The 19713-nt window shown below is 63.3% G+C and carries 22 protein-coding genes and 1 riboswitch; of the genes, 14 read left to right on the top strand and 8 right to left on the bottom strand.

What is annotated here, in order from left to right; genetic code table 11:
• The first annotated feature begins 73 nt into the window (after nucleotides 1-73).
• From RO009_22125 to thiD, 4 genes are all read left to right on the top strand, one after another.
• Nucleotides 74-1054, top strand: coding sequence for a tripartite tricarboxylate transporter substrate binding protein (locus tag RO009_22125; protein MDT3687734.1), 981 nt, complete (start codon nucleotides 74-76; stop codon nucleotides 1052-1054).
• Between the two features lie 216 nt (nucleotides 1055-1270).
• A riboswitch (TPP riboswitch) is annotated at nucleotides 1271-1382 on the top strand.
• Nucleotides 1371-2159, top strand: a complete 789-nt coding sequence (thiM, locus tag RO009_22120; GenBank protein ID MDT3687733.1) for a hydroxyethylthiazole kinase — start codon at nucleotides 1371-1373, stop codon at nucleotides 2157-2159. It overlaps the preceding riboswitch by 12 nt.
• Entirely contained in the window at nucleotides 2159-2818 is a 660-nt protein-coding gene (thiE, locus tag RO009_22115) for a thiamine phosphate synthase (protein MDT3687732.1), read from the top strand. The genes thiM and thiE overlap by 1 nt, the downstream gene beginning before the upstream one ends.
• Nucleotides 2815-3618 (top strand): bifunctional hydroxymethylpyrimidine kinase/phosphomethylpyrimidine kinase, encoded by an 804-nt coding sequence (thiD, locus tag RO009_22110; protein ID MDT3687731.1) that lies wholly within the window; start codon nucleotides 2815-2817, stop codon nucleotides 3616-3618. Before thiE ends, thiD begins: the two co-directional genes overlap by 4 nt.
• Nucleotides 3619-3766: 148 nt before the next feature.
• Here the strand turns inward: thiD and RO009_22105 are convergent, their stop codons facing one another.
• Nucleotides 3767-4621 carry a fumarylacetoacetate hydrolase family protein gene (locus tag RO009_22105; protein MDT3687730.1) on the bottom strand — a complete coding sequence of 285 codons (855 nt, stop codon included), beginning with the start codon at nucleotides 4619-4621 and terminating at the stop codon, nucleotides 3767-3769.
• A 106-nt stretch (nucleotides 4622-4727) separates the two neighbouring features.
• The gene (locus RO009_22100; protein MDT3687729.1) at nucleotides 4728-5156 is read right to left on the bottom strand and encodes a hypothetical protein; all 429 of its coding nucleotides are present in this window, start codon (nucleotides 5154-5156) and stop codon (nucleotides 4728-4730) included.
• Here RO009_22100 and RO009_22095 point away from each other — a divergent pair.
• A complete protein-coding gene (locus tag RO009_22095) occupies nucleotides 5065-5472 on the top strand; it encodes a YccF domain-containing protein (protein MDT3687728.1) in 408 nt (135 codons plus the stop codon). The two genes, RO009_22100 and RO009_22095, sit on opposite strands and share 92 nt — an antisense overlap.
• A gap of 10 nt (nucleotides 5473-5482) precedes the next feature.
• Here RO009_22095 and RO009_22090 read toward each other — a convergent pair whose 3' ends face one another.
• Nucleotides 5483-6262, bottom strand: coding sequence for an SDR family oxidoreductase (locus tag RO009_22090; protein ID MDT3687727.1), 780 nt, complete (start codon nucleotides 6260-6262; stop codon nucleotides 5483-5485).
• Between the two features lie 143 nt (nucleotides 6263-6405).
• Here RO009_22090 and RO009_22085 point away from each other — a divergent pair, with 143 nt between their 5' ends.
• The gene (locus RO009_22085) at nucleotides 6406-6999 is read left to right on the top strand and encodes a LysE family translocator (GenBank protein MDT3687726.1); all 594 of its coding nucleotides are present in this window, start codon (nucleotides 6406-6408) and stop codon (nucleotides 6997-6999) included.
• Between the two features lie 155 nt (nucleotides 7000-7154).
• On the opposite strand, the gene RO009_22080 is transcribed toward RO009_22085, so the two are convergent.
• Nucleotides 7155-8288 carry a ceramide glucosyltransferase gene (locus tag RO009_22080; GenBank protein ID MDT3687725.1) on the bottom strand — a complete coding sequence of 378 codons (1134 nt, stop codon included), beginning with the start codon at nucleotides 8286-8288 and terminating at the stop codon, nucleotides 7155-7157.
• Between the two features lie 137 nt (nucleotides 8289-8425).
• Here RO009_22080 and RO009_22075 point away from each other — a divergent pair, with 137 nt between their 5' ends.
• The 3 genes from RO009_22075 (at nucleotide 8426) to RO009_22065 (ending at nucleotide 11304) form a co-directional block, all read left to right on the top strand.
• The gene (locus RO009_22075) at nucleotides 8426-9223 is read left to right on the top strand and encodes a UDP-2,3-diacylglucosamine diphosphatase (GenBank protein MDT3687724.1); all 798 of its coding nucleotides are present in this window, start codon (nucleotides 8426-8428) and stop codon (nucleotides 9221-9223) included.
• An 89-nt stretch (nucleotides 9224-9312) separates the two neighbouring features.
• Nucleotides 9313-10215 (top strand): CHAD domain-containing protein, encoded by a 903-nt coding sequence (locus RO009_22070; protein MDT3687723.1) that lies wholly within the window; start codon nucleotides 9313-9315, stop codon nucleotides 10213-10215.
• A gap of 99 nt (nucleotides 10216-10314) precedes the next feature.
• The gene (locus RO009_22065; GenBank protein MDT3687722.1) at nucleotides 10315-11304 is read left to right on the top strand and encodes a threonine/serine dehydratase; all 990 of its coding nucleotides are present in this window, start codon (nucleotides 10315-10317) and stop codon (nucleotides 11302-11304) included.
• Between the two features lie 102 nt (nucleotides 11305-11406).
• Here the strand turns inward: RO009_22065 and RO009_22060 are convergent, their stop codons facing one another.
• Nucleotides 11407-12495, bottom strand: a complete 1089-nt coding sequence (locus RO009_22060) for a hypothetical protein (GenBank protein ID MDT3687721.1) — start codon at nucleotides 12493-12495, stop codon at nucleotides 11407-11409.
• Between the two features lie 21 nt (nucleotides 12496-12516).
• On the opposite strand from RO009_22060, the gene RO009_22055 reads away from it, so the two are divergent.
• The gene (locus RO009_22055) at nucleotides 12517-13713 is read left to right on the top strand and encodes an MFS transporter (protein ID MDT3687720.1); all 1197 of its coding nucleotides are present in this window, start codon (nucleotides 12517-12519) and stop codon (nucleotides 13711-13713) included.
• Between the two features lie 9 nt (nucleotides 13714-13722).
• On the opposite strand, the gene RO009_22050 is transcribed toward RO009_22055, so the two are convergent.
• Nucleotides 13723-14154: a hypothetical protein gene (locus tag RO009_22050; protein MDT3687719.1), complete on the bottom strand. Its 432-nt coding sequence runs from the start codon at nucleotides 14152-14154 to the stop codon at nucleotides 13723-13725.
• 145 nt (nucleotides 14155-14299) lie between these two features.
• Nucleotides 14300-15298 carry an N-acetyl-D-Glu racemase DgcA gene (dgcA, locus tag RO009_22045; protein MDT3687718.1) on the bottom strand — a complete coding sequence of 333 codons (999 nt, stop codon included), beginning with the start codon at nucleotides 15296-15298 and terminating at the stop codon, nucleotides 14300-14302.
• A gap of 142 nt (nucleotides 15299-15440) precedes the next feature.
• Here dgcA and RO009_22040 point away from each other — a divergent pair, with 142 nt between their 5' ends.
• Genes RO009_22040 through RO009_22030 form a run of 3 tightly spaced genes read left to right on the top strand, consistent with a single transcriptional unit; the run spans nucleotide 15441 to nucleotide 18276 of the window.
• Nucleotides 15441-16574, top strand: a complete 1134-nt coding sequence (locus tag RO009_22040) for an MlaE family lipid ABC transporter permease subunit (protein ID MDT3687717.1) — start codon at nucleotides 15441-15443, stop codon at nucleotides 16572-16574.
• A 9-nt stretch (nucleotides 16575-16583) separates the two neighbouring features.
• Nucleotides 16584-17387 carry an ABC transporter ATP-binding protein gene (locus tag RO009_22035; protein MDT3687716.1) on the top strand — a complete coding sequence of 268 codons (804 nt, stop codon included), beginning with the start codon at nucleotides 16584-16586 and terminating at the stop codon, nucleotides 17385-17387.
• Between the two features lie 10 nt (nucleotides 17388-17397).
• Entirely contained in the window at nucleotides 17398-18276 is an 879-nt protein-coding gene (locus RO009_22030; protein MDT3687715.1) for an MlaD family protein, read from the top strand.
• A 15-nt stretch (nucleotides 18277-18291) separates the two neighbouring features.
• Here RO009_22030 and RO009_22025 read toward each other — a convergent pair whose 3' ends face one another.
• Nucleotides 18292-18720 (bottom strand): hypothetical protein, encoded by a 429-nt coding sequence (locus tag RO009_22025; protein MDT3687714.1) that lies wholly within the window; start codon nucleotides 18718-18720, stop codon nucleotides 18292-18294.
• Nucleotides 18721-18921: 201 nt separating this feature from the next.
• Here RO009_22025 and RO009_22020 point away from each other — a divergent pair, with 201 nt between their 5' ends.
• Complete coding sequence (locus tag RO009_22020; protein MDT3687713.1) at nucleotides 18922-19692, top strand: AraC family transcriptional regulator; 771 nt, start codon at nucleotides 18922-18924, stop codon at nucleotides 19690-19692.
• The last annotated feature ends 21 nt before the right edge of the window (nucleotides 19693-19713 follow it).

The raw sequence follows: 19713 nt of genomic DNA, 5'->3' as shown, positions 1-19713 counted from the left end.
ATTCAGTTGTGAGCGACAACAATTGTCATTTGCAACAACAAAACAAGAAAAATAGATTTGGTGGGAGAAAAAGATGACGCTCAAGCTGATGCGTACGGCGGCGATTGCGCTCGCTGCATTTCTAACTGCGACCGGTTTCGCAAAATCGCAGGAATATCCGAACCGCCCCATCAAGCTCGTGGTCACGTTCCCGCCGGGCGGCTCGACCGACATTCTGGCGCGCGCGATGCAGCCTTATCTGGAGAAGACGCTCGGCCAGCCGGTCGTCATCGACAATCGCCCGGGCGCGGGCGGCGACATCGGCGTCGACGCGGTCGCGAAATCGGCGCCCGACGGCTACACCATCGGCATCGGCGCGGCCGGCGCCTTGTCGGTGAATGTCAGTCTCAAGCCGAAGATGCCTTACGATCCGCAGAGGGATCTCGCGCCGATCACCATGCTCACGGCCATTCCGTTCGTGCTGGTGGCGGGTGCGTCGTTCCCGGGCAAGACGGTGGCGGACGTCATCGTGCTCGCCAAGTCCGACCCGCAAAAGGTATCGATCGGTCACGGCGGCAACGGCACCGCAATGCATCTGTCCTCGGAATTGTTCAATCACCTCGCCGGCACGAAGATTCCGCTGGTGCCCTACAAAGGATCGGGTCCGGCGACGCAGGACGTGCTGGCCGGACATATCCCGCTTGCGATCGTTGACGTGCCGTCCTCGCAGGGCCTGATCAAGCAGGGCAAGATCAAGGCGCTCGGCGTGACCGGCCTGAAGCGCGACGGCCATCTGCCGGACGTGCCGACATTCGTCGAGGGCGGCATCAAGGGTTACGAATCCATCGGCTGGTTCGGCCTGATCGCGCCCGCGGATACGCCGGCGCCGGTCATCAACAAGCTCAACGAGGCCTTTGTCGGGGCCATGAAGGATCCCGCGATCAAAGAACGCATCTACGCGCTCGGCGCGGAGGCCACCCCCTCGACGCCGGAGCAGATGGCGGCTTTCGTTAGAAGCGAGACCGAGAAATGGGCGAAGATCATCAAGGCCGCCAATGTGAGGCTGTCGAACTGATCTGAATTATCGATCGCCGGGCCGAAGCTCGCCAACGGGTCCGCGCGAAGCCGACCCGATGGTAAACGCCGCGAGTGAAGGCGAACCCTGGAATCCAGCGACGACCTCCGGTGTGTGGTTGGATTTCGGGTCCGCGCGTGCACGGCGTCCCGGAATGACTGGTTCTTGGGCCGAGAAAGCCCTTCAATTCGAAGGCGATCTGTTCTAAGGAGTGCTCGCAATCTCATGGGGTGTGCGGCGGATTCACCGCCGGACTGAGAGGCGCAAGCCAACCCATCGAACCTGATCCGGGTCATGCCGGCGGAGGGAGCAGAGAATGCGTGCACCTGACCACGCGCCACACAACTTGCCTGACATTGCCGCCGACCTGCTGACGCGCCTGCGCCGGCAGCATCCGCGGGTGCATTGCGTCACCAACGCGGTGGCGCAGCATTTCACCGCCAATGTGCTTCTCGCCATCGGCGCCACGCCGTCAATGACCATGTCGCCCACCGAGGTGGAGCATTTCGTGCGCGGCTCCAGGGCGCTGCTGATCAATCTCGGCACGCTCGACGACGAGCGGCGGAAATCGATGAACCTTGCCGCCGATGCCGCGGTGGCCGCGTCCGTCCCCTGGGTGCTCGATCCGGTGAAGGTCGACCGCTCCGCCTTCCGTGCGGATTTCGCCCGTTCGCTGCTGACTCGGCGCCCGCGCGCCCTGCGGCTCAATGCCGGGGAATTCGAGGCGCTGGCCGGCACGCCGGGCGATCGAGACCAGATCCGGCAATTCGCAAAGGACAGTTCCTTCACCGTCGCGATGACGGCGGAGACCGACATTGTGTCCGATGGCCGTGACATCGTCGCGATCGACAACGGCCATCCGCTGATGACGCAGGTGACGGCGATGGGCTGCGCGGAATCCGCCGTGCTCGCCGCCTGCCTCGCGGTCGAGACGAATCCGCTGGTCGCAGCGGCGTCCGCGCTGCTCGTGTACAACATCGCCGGCGAGATCGCTGCCGAGCGCTCGCGCGGGCCGGGCAGCTTCTCCGTCGAAATTCTGGATGCATTGTTCAATCTCGACACGGCCGAGTTGCGGCGGCGCCAGGCTATCGTGAAGGTGACGTGATGAGTGTCGATCTGCGTTTGTATGCCCTTGTCGATCCCGACCGCAGCGGCGGCCGCCAGCTTGCGGACATCGCCCGATCTGTGGTGCAGGGGGGAGCGACACTGGTGCAACTCCGCGACAAGAGCGGATCGACATTGCGTCAGATCGAGGAGGCAAGAGCCATCAAGGCGGCGCTGGTCGGCACCTTCGTTCCCTTTCTTGTCAATGACCGCGTCGATGTCGCGCTTGCCGCCGGCGCCGACGGCGTACATGTGGGCTGGGACGACATGCCGGTTGCCGACGCACGCGCGCTGCTCGGGCGCGAGGCTATTATCGGCCTGTCGATCAAGACGCCGGAACAGGCGAAAGCGGCTCCGCTGGACCTGCTCGATTATGTCTGCATCGGCGGCGTATTCGAGACGCAGTCGAAGGACAACCCGCCGCCCGTCGGTGCGGCCGGCTTCGCCGAGCTCGTCGTGATCATTCGCAGCCGCAAGCCCAACATGCCTGCCGGAGCGATTGCCGGCATTGACGAAAGCAATGCCGCGCAGGTGATCGCCGCCGGTGCCGACGGCGTCGCTGTCATTTCGGCCTTGTCGCTGGCGCCGGACCCCAGAGCGGCGGCGCAAAAACTGCGCGGCATCGTGGACGCGGCCTTGTCTCGCCGGGGCGCGGCATGACGGCAATCGCAGTCACGATCGCCGGCTCCGATTCCGGCGGCGGTGCCGGTATCCAGGCTGATCTGAAGACCTTTTCCGCGCTCGGTGTCTATGGCGCCTCGGTCATTGCGGCGTTGACGGCGCAGAACACCAGGGGCGTCACCGGCATTCACGATGTGCCGCCGGATTTTGTTACAGCGCAGATCGATGCCGTGTTCTCCGACCTCGCGGTTGGCGCGGTGAAGATCGGAATGCTGTCGAACCCGCAAACGATCGCCGCCGTCGCGAGCGGCTTGCGGAAATATCGGCAGGACAGGATCGTGCTTGATCCGGTGATGGTGGCTGCATCCGGCGACCGGCTGCTGGTGCCGGAAGCCATTGAAACGCTGCGCAAGGAGCTGATCGCGCAGGCGCTGATCATCACGCCGAACCTGCCGGAAGCGGCAGCCCTGCTGGACGGACCGTTGGCAAAGACCGAAACCGAAATGCGCGAACAGGGCGAGAAATTGCTGGAGCTGGGTGCGCGCGCGGTGCTGATCAAGGGCGGGCATGGCGAGGGGGCGGAAAGCGTTGATGTCCTGATCGAACCGCAGGCGGTGGTGCGGCTCGCCTCCGAGCGCATCGCAACGCAGAACACGCACGGCACCGGCTGCACGTTGTCATCCGCAATTGCTGCGGGCCTTGCCAAGGGACTCAATCTCGCCGAAGCGGTGCGGCAGGCCAAAGCCTATGTCACAGCGGCGATCACGGCGTCGGATACGCTGAAGATCGGCCACGGGCACGGACCTGTGCACCATTTCCATGCATGGTGGAGAAATTAGTGGTCGTGGCCGGGCTTGTTCCGGCCATCCACGTCTTTAATGCTGCGCAGCCTTAAGACGCGATGCCCGCGACAAGTTTACACTCCGGCCGGCCTTCGGCCAGACCGGAGTTCGCGGGCATGACGAAGGTGAGGATTGCGTTCGCCGCTTACTTCTTCCCCGCCACAATCTTCTGTTTTTGCTCGCCCAAACCCTGAATGCCGAGCGTCACCACGTCGCCCGCCTTTAGGAACTTCGGCTCCGGCTTGATGCCGAGGCCGACGCCGGGAGGGGTGCCGGTGATGATGATGTCACCTGGCTCCATCACGAAGAACTGCGAGCAATACCAGACAAGATGCGCAACGCCGAAGATCATGGTGCGCGTGTTCCCGGTCTGCCGCCGCTCGCCGTTGACGTCGAGCCACATGTCGAGATTCTGCGGGTCCCTGATCTCGTCCTTGGTGACGAACCACGGTCCAATCGGCCCGAAGGTCTCGGCGCTCTTGCCCTTGTACCATTGCCCGCCCGAGCGCTCGATCTGGAACGAACGCTCCGACACGTCGTTCGACAGGAAATAGCCGGCGACCGCGCTCATCGCCTTGTCCTTGTCGAGATAGCGCGCGCGCTTGCCGATCACGATGCCGAGCTCGACCTCGTAATCGAGCTTGGTCGAATCGCGGGGAATGAGGGTGTCGTCATTCGGCCCGCAGATTGAGGTCGTGGCCTTGTTGAAGATCACCGGCTCCTTCGGGATCGGCATGCCGGCTTCGGCGGCATGATCCGAATAGTTCAGACCGATGGCGACGAAGTTGCGCACGTTGCCGAGGCAAGGGCCGAGCCGCGGCTTGCCGGCCACGGGCTTCATGCGATTGAGATTGAGCTTCTTGATCTTGGCGAGCCCGCCTGACGCCAGCATCGTACCGTCGATGTCTTTAACCACGCGCGAAATATCGCGGATCTTGCCGTCTTCCCCGATGATGCCGGGCTTTTCCTTGCCGGCCGGGCCGTAGCGCACGAGTTTCATCAAATAGCCTCCCCATCAGAAAACTGAACTAGCGCGCGCGACTATGCTGTTCAGAAGGCGAGAGGACAAGGCTGGCGTGCGGCCTTGCATTGGCTCGCATGCACCGTCATTTCAGATTGCCGAAAGAGCGAGCCGCGAGGGCACCTGTTGTGTGCAACGGGTGAATGCGCAAGTCGATCATCTCATAAGATTTAAATCCTTCCGTTGTCTTGGCGGGGGCGGCATCCTCGAGGTGCGGGTCGGCGGCCAGGTCGTGGCCAAGCGCGTGCAGGGCCATTTCCCCGACACTGCGGAAATTGTCAAAGCCGTTGCAGCTGCCGCGAAAGCATGCTGACACCGCCTTCGTGCGGTTGTGTGCGACGGGATGCGGGATTGCTGCTAGCTTGTGAAAACAGGGCAGGCGGCCGCCGTCCTTGCAATTTGCTACAATTGAGTGTCTGGCGATGTCATTCTTCTCACTGCTGCTCAACATCCTGTGGATCGTATTCGGCGGCCTATGGATGGCGGTCGGATGGTTCATTGCCGGAGCGATCATGGCCATCACCATTGTTGGCCTGCCTTGGGCGCGCGCGGCCTTCAATATCGGCATCTACACCTTTCTGCCTTTCGGCCAGACGGTGGTCTCGCGCGATGTCTATACCGGTCGCGAGGATATTGGCACCGGCCCGCTCGGCGTGATCGGTAACATCATCTGGTTCGTCCTGGCCGGCTGGTGGCTTGCGCTCGCGCATGTGATTACCGCGATTGGGCTTGCGATCACCATCATCGGCATCCCGTTCGCCTGGGCGCATCTGAAGCTCGCCGGCCTCGCACTCTGGCCGATCGGCAAAATGATCGTGCCGGCGAATTGAGCGGCGTTCGTCAGAATGCCGCCGGGAAGACGCCGCCGTCGATCAGGATGTTCTGGCCGGTGAGATAGCCGGCCTGCGCGGAGCAGAGGAATGCACAGGCCGCGCCGAATTCATCCGCTGTGCCGAAGCGCTTGGCCGGCACTGATGCGATGCGGTTCGCCTTGGCCTGATCGAAACTGATATTCTGTTTTTTCGCATTGTTTTCGATATTGGAGCGCAGGCGGTCGGTATCGAAGGCGCCCGGCAAGAGGAAGTTGATGGTCACGTTCGAGGCCGCGACCGAACGCGCGACGCCGGCGAGAAACGCGGTCAGCCCCGCGCGTGCGCCGGAGGAGAGATCGAGGCCTGCCAGCGGCATCTTGACCGTGCCGGAGGTGATGTTGACAATGCGGCCGAATTTCTTCGCCATCATCGGATCGATCGCTTTCTGAATGAGTTCGATCGCCACCACCATGTTGGCGGTCACCCCTTCCAGCATCTGCTCGCGCGTCAATTTGCGGAAATCGCGGAAAGGCGGGCCGGCGTTGTTGTTGACCAGAATGTCCGGCTCCGGGCAGGCGGCGAACAGGGCTTTCTGGCCCTCAGGGCTAGCCACATCCGCTGCGACCGGAATGATCCTAGCGCCCGTGGCCTTGGCGATTTCGTCGGCGGCTTGCGCCAGCCGCTTTTCGTCGCGCCCGTTCAGCACCACCTCGACGCCCTCGCGCGCCAGCGCCATGGCGCAGCCATAGCCGAGCCCGCGGCTTGACGCGCAGACGATCGCCTTGCGGCCCTTGATACCGAGATCCATCCCAAATCCTTCTTGAATGCGTCATGGCGGGCATGACGGAGCAGGGCGCTAGGCACTGCGCCGAGCCGCGCATATTATGTCCGGCAACAGCCACGGCCAAGATTATTTACCTCGGCCGCGCGCCACATGGGCTTCCTTTTCAGATGCTGGACAATCTACTGCCGCTGGCTTTGTTCGCCATTGCGGGATCCTTCACTCCCGGCCCGAACAACGTGATGGTCACGGCCTCCGGCCAGGCCTTCGGTTTCGCTCGTTCGCTCCCGCATATGGCGGGCGTCAGCGTGGGATTTGCGGTGCTGCTGGTCGCCTTCGGGCTGGGCCTCGGCCAGATCTTCGCGCTCTATCCGGCCTTGCATGCGGCCTTGCGCATTGTCGGCGTGATCTATCTGCTCTATCTCGCCTGGCGCATCGCGACGGCGGGCGATCCCGCCGCTGTGGAGGGCAATTCGCGGCCGCTCACCTTTCTCGAAGCGGCGCTGTTCCAGTGGGTGAATGTGAAGGGCTTGGTGGTCGCCGCCACTGTGGTCACCGCATTCACCACCGGCGGCGCGCGGCTGAATATCGAGCTCGCGCTGATTGTCGCGATCTTCGCCGTCGCCACGACAGGCTCGGTCGTCGTCTATTGCTTGTTCGGCGTCGCCATCGGCCGGCTGCTGAAATCGGAACGCTCGCGGCGCGTGTTCAATTACACGATGGCGGCTCTGGTGGCGTTGTCGGTCGGGTTGTTGTTTGTCTGACCGATCATTTGTCATGCCCGCGCCCGGTCTCTGGTTTACCCGAGCAAAAGTCGGCCAAGCCGATTTTTGATTGGGCGATCCAGCAATCACCGCGCTCTCGGTGTGTACTGGATGCCCCGCTTTTTCGGGGGCATGACAGCGGAGAGGATTGAAGCCTATAACCACCTCGTCCCTTCAACCGCGCGCATGTTGTGGCCGCGCCATTCGAAGCGGCTGCCGCCCCAGGCATTCACATAGAGGACCGGCAGCATCAGGTCGCGCAAGATGGCGCAGGTCAGCGAGTGGCGGGAGACATGCCATCCGGTCTTGACCAGCAGCATCATCTCGGCGCCATACCACGCCATGGCAAACAGCAGCGCGGCGCCGAGCAGCGCTACCTCGAACTGTCGGGCGACGAAAAGGACCGCCGCAAGCGGCGCCAGCGAACCGGACAGAATCTCCGGCACAAAATAAAGCGGGAAACTCGCGCGCCGCAGCCGCGCCCAGCGCCGCTGCCGCTTCCAGACATCCTTCATCGAACGAAGGCCCAGCGGCTGTCGCACCGGCGGCTCGACGAGGCGCACGCGCAGGCCGAGCCGGCGCACGATCTTGGTCGAGGCCGCGTCTTCCGCCGCCTCAAGGCCGAGCGCGCGAACGCCGCCTGCTTTTTCGATCAGATCGCGCCGCCAGAGCATGGTCTTGCCCTGCGCGAACCCGAAACCGGCCGCATCCGCAAAATATTGCCAGCGCGCCTGGTAAGTGTTGAGGAACGCGCATTCGAGTTCAGCCCAGAAGCCGTCCGGCAGGCAGCCGAGCGGCGGCGAGCAGACAAGTCCGGTATCGGGTGTGAAATGCGACAGCGACCGCTGCAGATAGTCGCGTGGCATCAGCACATTGCTGTCCGGCATCATGATCCAGTCAAAGCGTGCTTCGCGCCAGCCCTTGAATACGTTGTTGAGCTTCGGGTTCTCGCTGATGCGTTCGTTGCCGATCAGAATGCGGGCGTCGATCCAGGGATGTTCCGCCATCAGCCGTCGCACGACGGGTAGGGCGGCGTCATCCGTCCGCGCCGCACAGAACAGCAATTCGTAGCGCGGATAATCCAGCCGGAAGGCTGAGCGCAGCGTGTCCTCGGCGTAATTGTCCAGCCCGCAGACCGGAATCACCATGCTGACGGCTTCCGCATGCGCCGGCGCCGGAATGTGATGTGTGGCCTGTCGACAGCGCCAGACGGCTGTGGCGATGCTGGCGAGGTGCAGAGCCGATGCAATGATTGCGAATGCAACGGCGGCGAGGAGTGCGGCTGTCATCCGTCAACGCGTAACGGGACGCGATGACGAGGTGATGACATTGATCAGGAAAGCCGCCCAAGCCCTTGTCATCAAACCGCAATGGATATCTGGCATGAGCGGCGCATGACGCACGACAATGGTGTTCGCGGTTGCTGATGACCCATACCAGCCCTCGGCATTTCCGAACCCTGTTCTTGTCCGATCTGCATCTCGGCGCGCGCGGCTGCCAGGCTGGCAAAATGCTCGATTTCCTGCGCCATCACGACGCCGACACAATTTACCTCGTCGGCGACATCGTCGACGGCTGGGCGCTGAAATCGAGCTGGTTCTGGCCGCAATCGCACAATGACGTGGTGCAGAAGATTCTGCGCAAGGCGCGCAAGGGCACGCGCATCGTCTATATTCCGGGGAACCACGATGAATTTCTCCGTGATTATTACGGCAGCCACTTCGGCGGCATCGAGGTGGTCGAACAGGCCGTGCATGTCGCTGCTGACGCCCGACGCTATCTCGTGGTGCATGGCGACCACTTTGATCTCGTGGTGACACAGGCGCGCTGGCTCGCTCTGCTCGGCGACAAGGCCTACGATTTCGCCATTGTCCTCAACCGCGTCTTCAACAACATCCGCCGTGCCTGCGGCCTTGGCTATTGGTCGCTGTCGCAATGGGCGAAGCTCAAGGTCAAGAATGCGGTGTCATTTATCGGAGAATATGAAAAGGCTCTGGTCGCCGGCGCGCGCAAGCATGAGGTCGACGGAATTGTCTGCGGACACATCCACCATGCCGCGATCCACGACGATTTCGGCATCCGCTATGTGAATTGCGGCGACTGGGTCGAGAATTGCACCGCCATCGCCGAGCATCACGATGGCCGCTTTGAAATCATTCACTGGGCGGCGGAGCCGCCGCAGCGCATCAACATGTCCCGTCTCGTGCCGGCGCGCGCTGCCTAAAGTTTCGGCGTGGCTGAGTCCAGCTGGACAGGTTCCGGTTTGATGTGCAGCATTGGCCTCAGCCGATGGAACAAGATACCCCCAGCCCGATGAACGAGCAGCCTGCCTTGAAGCCGGGCAAGCCGGTCGGCGAGACGTTGCAGGCGATTGCCGCGCATCTTCTGAAACAGGCGCACGAGATTCTCGAAGACAGGACTCTCGACGACAAGGTCGTGGTGCACGACATCCGCCGCGCGATGAAGCAATGGCGCGCATTCCTGAAAATGCTGTCGCCGTTTCTCGCCGATCAGCACCAGTCGCTGCGCGACGATGCGCGTCTGCTGGCGCGGCGCCTGACGGTGGCGCGCGACGCGCAATCGGCGATCGACGCGTTTCACGATACCATCGCCGGCACCTACGATCTGCCGCCGACCCTGTCGCCGCAGAATCTCGTCGCGATCTATCGGCGGCTGGAAGAGCTGCGCGCGGACAAGGAAGCGAAAATCTGGGATGAGGAGACGCGCCAGCAATTCTCCGACTACATCACCGCGGCCTCCTATTATGTCTCGCACTGGGCGCTGCATCCGTTGACCTTTTCCGATCTGGCCGGGCGCCTGGCGGAGACCTATCGCCGGGCGCGGCAGGCCTTGCCGAAGGACTGGTCGGCTGCGACGCCCGACGAATTGCACGAATTGCGCCGTCGCGTGGTGGAGCATCGCTATCAGATGGAATTGATCGAGCCGGCCTGGCCGCGGCTCGGCCGCATCTGGGTCGACGAGGCGCAACGGCTGCGCAACCGGCTCGGCCGCTATCAGGATCTGGTGGTGCTGACGCACCTGACAATGCCGCATCAGCCGCTGGCGCCCTGGCGCTCCAAGCTCGCCCCGCTGATCGCGTATCAGGAGGCTGAATATGTGAAGCCGGCGTCGAAGGTGGCGGCGCGGCTGTTTGCGGAATCGCCGAAAGCCTTCCGCCGCCGCATCGAGGCGCTCTGGGATGCGCAGGCGGGGTAGCTTTGGGAGTTGAGCGGCATATCCGCCGTTACCTCCCTGAAGGGGAGGCCCAGACGGGGATCGCTTGCAGTCCAGTCCGAAGCGGCGCTACCGTTCGGTATGAACATCGAAACGCGAAATCCGCCCCAGTTCTCCGACATCGAAGCCGCCGCCAAGCGGCTGCATGGTGTCGCTATCCGCACGCCGCTGATCAATTCTCCGGCGCTTGATGACCTTCTCGATGCGCATGTGTTTCTGAAAGCGGAAACCCTGCAGCGCATGGGTGCTTTCAAATTCCGCGGCGCCTACAACAAATGCTCGTCCATCCCAGCGGAGCAGCGCGCGGCGGGTGTCGTGGCCTACTCGTCGGGCAATCATGCACAGGGCGTGGCGGCCGCGGCAAAGCTGCTCGGCATGCCGGCGGTGATTGTGATGCCGGCCGATGCGCCGCGGCCCAAGCGCGAGCGCACCGCGGCGCTCGGCGCCGAAGTCGTGCTGTATGACCGCGACAGTGAAGACCGCGCCGGCATCGCGAAAAGAATCATGCAGGAGCGCGGCGCGACTCTGGTGCCGCCCTTCGACGATCCGTTTGTGATCGCGGGGCAGGGCACGGCGGGACTCGAAATCATCGAGGACCTCACCAAACTTGGCCTCAAGCCCGATCTCGCCGTCATCGGTGCCTCGGGCGGCGGGCTCGCGGCCGGCATCTCGCTGGCGATGAAAACGCAGATTCCGGAAACGATCTTTTACACCGCCGAGCCGGACGGCTTCGACGATACGCTGCGCTCGTTCAGGAGCGGACAGCGCGAAAAGAATGCACGCATGAGCGGCACCATCTGCGATTCATTGATGACCGAGCGGCCGGGCGAACTGACATTCCCGATCACGTCGAAACTGATCGGGCAGGGGGTAACCGCGACCGACGAGGAGGTCGGCCGCGCGGTAGCCTTCGCCTGGCGCGAGCTGAAGCTCGTGGTGGAGCCGGGCGGCGCTATCGGACTCGCGGCCCTGCTCGCCGGCAAACTCGACGTCAAAGGCAAGGTCGTGGTTGCAGTGCTCTCCGGCGGCAATGTCGATCCGGACCTGTTTTGCCGGTTGATTGCGGCCTGATGTCACCGTCATGGCCGGGCTTGCCCGCCATCCACGTCTGCGATGCTTGCTCAGTCTTAAGGACGTGAATGCCCGCGACAAGCGCGGGCATGACGGAAGTCATCAACTGAACAGCGCGATCCTTTCCTCGTCGCTCAGCGCCCGCAGCGGTGCCAGCGGATCGAAGGAATCCAGTTGCAACGGTTTTCTTTCTGCAATTGTCAATTCGGGTACGGCCGCGAGCGCGGATTCACCAAGTTCGGGCGCAAGCGATTGCGGTGCCTGCGTTTCCGGCAACGGCTCCAATAGAAATTCGGCCGGATCGGATTGAATCAGCGCGTCCGGCTCGATCGTCTTGTGGGCCGGAAGATTGGTCGCCGCGATGACACTGGCCGGCGTTTCAATGGCAAGCGGTTCAATGGCAAGCGGTTCAATGGCTGCTGTTTCAACGGGTTCGCGCGCAGTCGCAATCTCCGGCTCGCTCTCCTCAAATTCCGCGATGCAGGCTTCCAGTTCGTCGAGAGTGATCGTGTCGGAGACCATGATGCCGGTCTCGACCGGGTCATTCTGTGGCTGCGGCGGCACCGCGACCGGCGTGACCACCAGCGCTTCCGGGACAGGATTTGCTTCAGGCGCAGGCGCCACGCTGGCCGGCACCGGCGCTTCGCCGGCAAGACTCTCGATCTCCTTCAGCACCGCGGTCAGAATGCGGATATCGCCCGACGCATCCTCGATCTGCGCGCAGCCCGCGTCGAGATCGCGCACTTGGCGGTCGAGGTCGTTGCAGATGCGGCTGTGGCCGCCTTCTTCCCGCAAGGCGACCGCGGCGTCGCGCAGCCTGCTATAGACCCCGCGCATGCGGACCTGCGCGGTTTCCAACGATTGCACAACATTGTCGAAGGCGTGCGCGTCGTCGCTTCCCGATGAGGTCGCCACCATTTCCTGCGCCCGCGCGATGGCGGTGGCGATCTGACTGGCAGCCGGGTGAGGCGGGGCCTCCGCGATATCGCCGCCCTGCGCCCGCAGGATTCCTTCGATTTTCTGGATGGCCGTAAGCACCCCGCGGGTCTCGGCATGGCGGTTGCGCTGGGCGAATTCGTGCAAAAACCAACGCCCGCGGCCCGTCTCCATGACCGCGGCAAGGATTGCCTCGTAGTCCGCCTCGCTGGGCGGCGCGGAATGCCGGGTCAGCGCCCGTTTTTCGTCTGACATTGGCTGCGTCCGAAGCTACGCATGCAGACAGAAGCTTCCAAGCGCCCGACCGCCCGCATGCCCGTTCCCACCAAGTTATCCACCAGCGGTTTCGCCGCCCGCCTGTCGGCCTTCTATGCGGCTTATTTTGTGCTGATCGGCATTCAGTTGCCTTTTTTTCCGCTCTGGCTCGAAGCCAAGGGGTTGGACGCCGCCCAGATCGGAATCGTGTTGGCGGCGCCGGCCTTTGTCCGGGTGGTGGCGGTGCCGCTCCTGACCCGGATCGCCGACCGGCACGGCGGGCTGCGAGAAACGCTGGTTGGGGCTGCCATCGCCGCGGCCGCCGGGTATATCGCCGTCGGCTTCACCAATGGCGCGCTGGCCATCCTGGCCGCGGTCAGCATCGCCTCGATCGCACATACGCCGATCGTGGCCTTGTCGGATGCCTTTGCTCTCAAGGGACTGAAGATCCACGGCGGGTCGTATGGCGGCATCCGGCTCTGGGGCTCGGTCGCCTTCATTGCCGCCAATCTCGGCGCCGGTTTCCTGCTCGACCTCATTCAGCCCGTGCATCTGATCTGGGCCATCGCGGCCTCCGCTGTGTTGGCGGCCCTGGTGTCGTTGCGCCTTGTCCCGTTGCCGGCAGCGCCGCCGGCCATCGAGGCGCCATCGGCCCCGCTCTGGCGCGATCCGGCGTTCATCGCCGTGATTGCCGCCGCAGGCCTGATCCAGGCGAGCCACGCCCTGTATTACGGCTTTTCCACCATCGACTGGAAAGCGGCGGGCTTCGACGGCGTCACCATCGGCCTGCTGTGGGCGCTCGGCGTCATCGCTGAAATCGTCCTGTTCGCGCTGTCGGGACGTCTGCCGCCGTGGCTTGCACCGCAGATGCTGCTGCTGATCGGCGCCTCCGGCGGCCTCATCCGCTGGACAGTGATGGCACTCGATCCGCCCGGCTGGACATTGCCGTTGCTGCAAGGCCTGCACGCCGCGACCTTCGGCGCCACGCATCTCGGCCTGATCGGTTACATCGCCTATCGTGCGCCGGAACGTTTCGCGGCGACTGCGCAGGGTTATTTCTCGATCCTGAGCGGCGTTCTGCTCGGCGTCAGCATGGGCCTCGCCGGATTTCTCTACGAAAGATTCGGCAGCACGGGTTACGCAGGGATGGCGATGATCGCCGCGCTGGGCGGCGTGATTGTCGCCGCAACATTTGCAAAACGGAAGACAGCCCTCTGATTGCGCTGTTCACCGGCAGGGCGGATACATTGCCGACAATTCAGAACCGCTGAGATAGATCATCTTCGTCTTGAGGCCGCCGCGCTTACTGAGCCACGAACGGATATGGCTCGGATAGATATCCCACAGCGCCTTGGTACCGGCGTGGCTCATCACCACCCTGCCATTCGCAACCGGATTCCACGCGGCGTGAAAGCCAAGCTTGGCGCGTGATGTCACGCAGATGCGGTCGCGAGGAACGATGCCGAGCACCATCGTGCAGGCCGAAAGACAGGGGCCGTCGATAATGACCTTTTGTCCGGAATTGCGGACCATGGCGAAATTGTCGAGATAGGGGCCGATCTGGCCGCCCGGGTCATTCGAGATACGCACCGCCGCCGATGCGCCGCCTGCCATCAGCGCCAAAAACACAGCGCCGATAATCCCCCCTAGTAACTTCATCCCTCCGACCCCCCTTGCCATTGCGGGCCGTCCCTATGCAAAGGCTAAAGCGAAAGCCGGAAGGATGCCAAGTCTGTTTTTTACGGGGGCGTACGTTTTTGCGCCGGTGCGCTTTTTTGCAACAGCGCTTAACGCGCGATGGAACTCAGCCCCACAACGCTGGCGAGGGCGGATGTACCAGGCTGCCGTCGAAGCGCAATCCGTTGTCGCGATCGCGTGCAAGCAGCAATGGTCCGTCGAGATCGACGTATCTTGCGCGTTGCGCGAGCAATAGCGCGGGCGCCATTGCCAGCGAAGTCCCCACCATGCAGCCGGCCATGATCTGGAAGCCGAGTTTCTCGGCTTCCTCTGCCATCATCAGCGCCTCGGTGAGACCGCCGGCCTTGTCGAGCTTGATGTTGACGGCGTCGTATTTGCCAACGAGCGCCGCAAGCGAGGTTCGGTCGTGCACGCTCTCATCGGCGCAGACCGCAATGGGCCGCGCAAAGGTTGAAAGCGCGGAATCGTTCTTGGCCGGCAAGGGCTGTTCGACCAGTGTCACGCCCGCCCGTTCGCAAGCGGCGAGATTTTCCGAAAGATTGTCCGGGTTCCATCCCTCATTCGCGTCGGCAATCAGTTCCGCCTTCGGTGCGGCATTGCGGACGGCGGCGATTCGGGCCGGATCACCGTTGCCGCCCAGCTTGATTTTCAGGAGCGGGCGGCTGGCGGCCGCGGCCGCCGCCTGGGCCATGCTGTCCGGCGTTGCCAGCGAGATGGTGAAAGCCGTCGTCAAAGGGCGGGGGGCCGGAAGGCCGGCCAGTTGCCAGACCGGCCGGTTGGCTCTTTTGGCCTCAAGATCCCAGAAGGCGCAGTCCAGGGCATTGCGGGCCGCCCCCGGTAGCATTTCCGTCTGCAGCGCCTTGCGCGTCAGCCCGGCGGCAATCTGCGGCCTTGCCGCCTCCAGCGCTGCCACCACGCTGTCCGGGCTCTCCCCATAGCGGGCGTAGGGCACGCATTCCCCGCGACCCCTGACGGTTCCATCGGAAAGTTCCGCAATCACCACCAGCGCTTCGGTCTTGGCACCGCGGCTGATGGTGAAGCTGCCGGCAATCGGCCAGCGTTCGACGGTCACAGAAAGGATCGGAATTTTTGTGGGGTTAACCATGATTGGGGCTTGGTAAACGGCTGGTAAATGAACGCTCGATGGCGCAAAGGGGCTCTGTTAAGTATGCGAACTCAATGCGGTTTTCCTCAAGGCATGATGCCTGAGCCCGTCCGGGGCAAATGGGACGGAGAGGAATGTGAACGTGTCGTTGCTCACCGGCAAGGTCAGCGGCGAGCGGCTTGAGCTTGTGGCCGGCGGTGCCTGGACCGCCGACAATGCCGCCGAGCTCGAAGCGCTCGTGCGCACGACTGCGCGTCCCGCCGCGCCGATCGGCCATGTCGATATCGACATGAAAGAGGTGGAAAAACTCGACACCTATGGTGCCTGGCTGCTCGAGCGGCTGGTGCGCGCTGCGGGCGAGGGCGGCGGCAAGGCGCAGGTCAGCAATCTTCCCGACAAATTCCGCACGCTGGTCGAAACCGTCCACCGCGCGTCGGATCGCCCGCCTGTGCCGCGAATGCGCATGTTCAGCGTCAACCCGCTGAACTGGCTCGCCACCATCGGCCGCAACATGGCCGAGATCGGCCGCTCGATGCTGCTGGTCGCGCAAATGTTTGGCGCGGTCACGCTCGCTTTCCTGCGCGTCGTCATCCGGCCGCACAAATTCCGCTGGACCTCGATGGTGCATCAGATCGATCTCGTCGGCTGGCGCGCGGTGCCAATCATCCTGCTGATCACGTTCCTGATTGGTGCGATCCTGGCGCAGCAGGGCATTTTCCATTTCCGCAGATTCGGCGCCGACATTTTCGTCGTCGACATGGTCGGCATTCTGGTGCTGCGCGAAATCGGCGTCTTGATCGTCTGCGTGATGGTGGCCGGCCGCTCCGGCAGCGCCTACACGGCCGAGCTCGGCTCGATGAAGATGCGCGAGGAGATCGACGCCTTGCGCACCATGGGCTTCGATCCGGTGCACATCCTCATCCTGCCGCGCATCGTCGCGCTGGTGCTGGCGGTGCCGATGCTCACATTTCTCGGTGAAATTGCGGCGCTCTATGGCGCGGGCCTCGTGTCATCGCTCTATGGCGGAATTTCGCCCGACGTCTTCATTCAGCGTCTGCGCGAGGCGATCAGCCTTGATCATTTCATGGTCGGCATGATCAAGGCGCCGTTCATGGCGCTGATCATCGGCATCATCGCCTGCGTTGAGGGTCTCGAGACCAAGGGCAGCGCGGAATCGCTCGGCCTGCACACGACCGCGGCGGTGGTGAAATCGATCTTCCTCGTGATCGTGCTCGACGGCTTCTTCGCGGTGTTCTTCGCCGCCATCGACAAATAGCGGGCCATCATGTCGCTGGCAGAGGCAATATCCCTGGTCAGACGCGGCACGCCGGACGATGTGGCGCTGCGCGTGCGCGATCTTGTGGTCGGCTTCCGGCGCAGCACCATTCTTGATGGCGTCAGCTTCGAGGTGAAGAAAGGGGAAATTCTCGGCTTCGTCGGTGCGTCGGGCGCCGGAAAATCGGTGCTGCTGCGGACCATCATCGGCCTCATTCAGCCGCGCGCGGGCTCGATCGAAGTGTTCGGCCGCGAATTGTCGAGCACGCAGGATCTGCAGAAACAGTTGATCGAGCGCCACTGGGGCATTCTGTTTCAGCAGGGGGCGCTGTTCTCCTCGCTCAACGTGCGCCAGAACGTGCAATTTCCGATGCGCGAATATCTCGATCTGTCGCCGCGCCTGCGCGACGAGGTTGCCGATGCCAAGCTCGCGATGGTCGGCCTGCCGCCTGATGTCGGCAACAAGATGCCGTCCGAGCTCTCCGGCGGCATGATCAAGCGCGTGGCGCTGGCGCGCGCACTGGCGCTCGATCCGGAGATCGTCTTCCTGGATGAGCCGACCTCCGGTCTTGATCCCATCAGCGCAGGTGAATTCGACAACCTGATCAGGACGTTACAACGCACTTTGGGACTCACCGTTTTCATGGTAACGCATGACCTCGACTCCCTGCACACCGTCTGCGATCGCATCGCCGTTCTCGCTGACGGCAAGATCATCGCTGTGGGACCGATGTCGGTCATGCTTGCGTCGGAGCATCCGTGGCTGAAGGCTTATTTCCGGGGCAAACGCACCCGGGTCGGCGGCACTTTGTGAGGGGCGGTGGATGGAAACCAGGGCCAACTACATTATCGTCGGCGCCTTCACCCTTGCGGTGATCGTGGGCGCCTTCGGTTTCGTCTACTGGTTCCATCATGTCGGCGGCACCGGCGAGCGCGCCGAATATCGCGTCGCTTTCCAGGGTCCGATCGGCGGGCTGCGCACCGGCGCGACGGTGTCGTTCAACGGCATTCGCGTCGGCGAAGTGACGGCCCTGTCGCTCGATCCGAACAGCCCGCGTCAGGCGCTGGCCACCATCTCGATCGACAAGAATACGCCCGTGCGCTCTGACACCGAGGTTACGCTCGACTATCAGGGTCTGACCGGTATTGCGGTTTTGGCGCTCAAGGGCGGCGCCGCTGCCGCGGCGCCCGTCACGCTGCGCGACGGGAATGTGCCGCTGCTGACGGCGACGTCGAGCGCCAGCCAGGATCTGATGCAGGCGGCGCGCGAAGCCATCCGCCGCATCGATACCTTCATTGCCGACAATGAGAAGTCTTTCCGCAATTCGATGAAGAACATCGAGTCCTTCACCGACGTGCTGGCGCGCAATTCAGACAAGATCGATTCCTCGCTGCGCAATATCGAGAATTTCACCGCGGCGCTCTCACGCAACTCCGAGAAGGTCGACAGCATCATGGCCGGGATCGACGCCATGATTGGCGGGGCGGAAGGCAAGGGTGAGATTCCCCAGGCCGCGCGCGCGATCAGGAATGTCGCCGAAAATCTCGACAGGAAGATCGATGGGCTGGTGTCCGACGGTCGTCGGACCTTCGGCGTGATCGAACGCACGGTAAAGAATATCGATGCGAATCCGACCCGCCTGATTTTTGGCGGCGGACGGCCGGCCAATGGGACGGCAGCGTCCGGGCGCCGCCGGCAGTGAAAGCCTAACGCCTGCCTAAGGTTTGACCCGCCGCGCGAAGAACTCCGCCTGCAATTCCCAGCTTGGGCCGCCGTCCCGCGAGCGTTCGCCGAACCAGTGGAATGAATCGGGCGTGATGTCGGTGAAGCTCCAACGGATTAGCGTGCCGTCCTCCAGCTTGCCCTCCTGCACGATATCCTTGCCGCGCGCGCGGCCGATCTGCCGCGTATAATACTGCTTGAGCGGATCGCTCCACAGGATGTGCCAGGCGTCGATGCCAGGATCGTAGACACGCAGGGTCGTGCCATGGAACGCGCCGGGAAAGATCCACACGTCCTGGATTGCGCGTCCCTCCAGCACCCAGCCGAAATGGATCTCGCCGCAACCCTTGTGGAGGGTGCCGTTGTCGAGATGGATGCTGCCATCCATTTCCCAGTCTCCAATCAGCCAACCGTAAAGACCCATCTTTTCAACGCGATCCGACGCCGGCCCGCGGGCATGCAGGCAGTGAATGGAAGGTGCTGAAATGGTCATGCGGTGGCCTCTTTGCCGATCTGACAGCGTGCGAACTTTGGACCGCGGCGGCGCGTTTTGCTTGGGAAAAATTGCTATTCTTCAGGCATGAGCGTGACCTCGCAGTGCCTCGCATCGGGCCCCGACTGTCGGGTGGATGACGTTATCTGCGCGGCGGGACCGCGCGACCGGCCATTCGAAGAACGGCACGAAGCGGCCTGCATCGCCATCGTGACGTCCGGCAGCTTCGCGTACCGCACGCGGCAGGGCGGGGCGGTGCTTGCGCCCGGCGCGCTGCTGCTGGGCAATGCCGGCGCCTGTTTCGAGTGCGGGCATGAACACGCCACCGGCGACCGCTGTCTGTCGTTTCACTTCACGCCGCGCCTGCTGGAGGCGGTTGCCTCTGCCTTGCCGGGCATTCGCAAGATCGATTTCCACACTCCGCATCTGCCGCCCGTGCCGGAACTCGCTCCGCTTCTGTCGGAAGCCGAGGCTGCGCGCGACCAGAAGGATGCGGCAGCTTGGGAAGAAATCGCGTTGCGCCTTTGCGGCGCGGTCGCCCTGACGCTGGCCGACAGAAAGCCGTCGCGCGTGTCGCCGACATCGCGCGATGCGCGGCGTATCACTGAGGCCCTGCGTTGCATCGAGGAGAAGGTCGAAACACGCCTCTTGCTCGGCGAGATGGCGCGGCAGGCCGGCATGAGCGCTTATCATTTCCTGCGCGTGTTCCGGCAGATTGTCGGGATGACGCCGCATCAATATGTGCTGCGCACCCGCCTGCATCGCGCCGCAATCCGGCTTCGTCGGACGAAAGAGCCGATATCGTCCATAGCGCTTGAGGCCGGCTTCGACGATCTGTCCACGTTCAACCGACGCTTCCGCCGGGTGATGGGCGTCAGTCCGAGCCTCTGGCGCACAAAATAAAAAAGGCGCGCTTTTCAGCGC

Origin of the sequence: Pseudorhodoplanes sp. (genome assembly GCA_032027085.1) — a bacterium.
In the GTDB taxonomy this organism is placed as follows: Bacteria; Pseudomonadota; Alphaproteobacteria; order Rhizobiales; family Xanthobacteraceae; genus Pseudorhodoplanes.
This window is presented reverse-complemented; position numbering and strand designations above follow the sequence as displayed.